Genomic DNA, 2,216 nt, shown 5'->3' on the forward strand with positions numbered 1-2,216 from the left:
CGCGCCCTCGCCCACTCGGTCGCCCTGCAGGTGGATTTGATAGGCGCCATCTCTCAAGGTCTTGCTTTCCCGGACCCTAACCTGAGGCAGCACCAAACCGGAATCCAGCATGTACTGCTTGCGGAACAAGCCGATCCGCTCCAGCAGCAAGCTGCCGTCCCGCCCCATCAGCGGCGCCAACTCCGGCGACAACTCGATCGACAACAGATCGATTTTCAGTTCTTCATACAGCGATGCCTCCGCCTCGCGCTGCTTTCCGCCGCCATCCGCCTCGCCCTCCTCCGGCGCCGCGCCGCGTGCCTTGCGCAGCGCCCAACCCAGCCCGCCGAACAAGACCGCCAGAACCAGAGCGGGCAAAGCAGGCAGCCCAGGCAACATGGCAGCCAGCGATAAAGCGCCCGCCACCAGCAGAAGCAGATTGGGATAGGCCGTGAACTGGCGCAGAACCTCGCCGCTCAGCCGGTCATCCGACGCGGAGCGGGTGATGATGATGCCGGTGCCCACCGAGATCACCAGCGCGGGCACCTGGGTGACGATGCCGTCGCCTATGGTCAGCAGCGTGTAGGTTTGCAGCGCGTCCTGCCAGGGCATGCCGTGCTGCGCCATGCCCACGGCGAAGCCGCCTATCACATTGATCAGCATGATGATGATGCCGGCGATGGCATCGCCCTTGACGAACTTGCTGGCGCCGTCCATCGCGCCATAGAAGCCGGCTTCCATTTCCAGCTCCTTGCGCCGGCGCTGCGCCTCGGCCTGGTCTATGAAGCCCATGTTGAGATCGGCGTCTATGCTCATCTGCTGGCCGGGCATACTGTCCAACGTGAAGCGCGCGGCCACCTCGGCCACCCGCTGCGCGCCGCTCGTGACCACGACGTACTGCACCACTACCAATATCAGGAAGACGATCACGCCGATGACGTAATTGCCGCCGACGACATAGGCGCCGATGGCGCCGATCACGCGGCCTGCGTCGCCATCGGACAGAATGAGGCGGGTCGCCGACACGTTCAGCGACAGGCGGAACAAAGTCGCAATCAGCAAAACCGAGGGGAAGGTCGAAAAATCAACTGGCTTGCGCACATAAAAAGTCAGCAGCAGCACGAATAGGGCCAGGCTGAAATTGCATAGCAGCAAGGCGTCGAGCACGCTGGGGGCAACCGGCGTGAACAGCACGAACAAAATGCCGACCATCAGCAAGATGATCGAAACATTCGCCCCTTCCTTTAAAAACTTGATCAAACCACTCATCCAAGCACACTTTTGTCGGGTTGCCGCTTAATGCGCGGAACCGTTTCTCTTTATTTTGAAAGCCCAGACCAAGGCCTTGGCCACCGCGCCGAAGTAATGCTCCGGAATCCACTCATCCACATCCACGTCGCGGTACAAACCGCGCGCCAATGCCTTGTTCTCCATGATCGGCACACCGTGCCGCCTGGCCACATCTTTCATTTTCAAAGCCATTTCGCCTCCGCCCTTGGCCAACAGCTTGGGCGTAGCCATTTCGCCTCGCCGATACTGGATGGCCAGCGCGAGATGGGTGGGATTCACCACCAGCAGGTCCGCCTCCTTCACCCGGGACATCGAGCGCGCCTTCTGCAAGAACTGCAGCCGGATTTCCTTCAGCTTCGACTTGATCCGCGGATCTCCCTCGCGCCGCTTGTACTCTTCCTTGACTTCCCGCTTGGACATGCGCAGATTCTTATTCAGCGTGCGCCGCACAAACAGCCAATCCGCCGCCGCCGCAAACAACATCGCCAACGCCATCCAGCGCAGCACTTTCATGGCCGCGTCGGCCATGGCTGCCGCCACCTGGCCCGCGCCCGCCGTGGTCAGCAAGAGCCAGTCCGGCAACAAACGGCGCAAGGTCCAGTACAACACCAGCGTGAAGAACACGAACTTCAGGCTGGACTTGGCCGCCTCGAACAAGGAACGCATGGTAAACAGCCGCTTGAAGCCCTCCACCGGATTGAGCTTTTGCCAATCCGGCTTCAGAGGTTCCGTCGAGAAGACCAAACCAGCCTGCGCCATGCCCGCCAGCACGGCCACCAACATCAGCAACAGCCAAAGCGGCGCCATCGCCCACATCAGTTCCATCCCCATCCGGCTCATCCAGGCCGCCAGCGCCTCCTGCGAAAACGACCACTCGCCAGCATGCGACAGCAGCACCGAAAACACCCCAAAGCACTTCCTGGCCATATGCGGCCCCATCGTCGCCA

At 61.4% G+C, this 2,216-nt stretch carries 2 protein-coding genes; both read right to left on the reverse strand.

Annotated elements, in window-relative coordinates:
- The coding region (locus tag C2I19_RS16350; RefSeq protein WP_199181228.1) for a flagellar biosynthesis protein FlhA at window positions 1-1,239 on the reverse strand (1,239 nt) is incomplete at its 3' end.
- A 36-nt stretch (window positions 1,240-1,275) separates the two neighbouring features.
- Window positions 1,276-2,216, reverse strand: a 941-nt coding sequence (locus tag C2I19_RS16355) for an EscU/YscU/HrcU family type III secretion system export apparatus switch protein (protein ID WP_199181229.1), incomplete at its 5' end; no start/stop codon positions are given.

The sequence above is a fragment of the Chromobacterium alticapitis genome (assembly GCF_002924365.1).
GTDB classification, from domain to species: Bacteria; Pseudomonadota; Gammaproteobacteria; order Burkholderiales; family Chromobacteriaceae; genus Chromobacterium; species Chromobacterium alticapitis.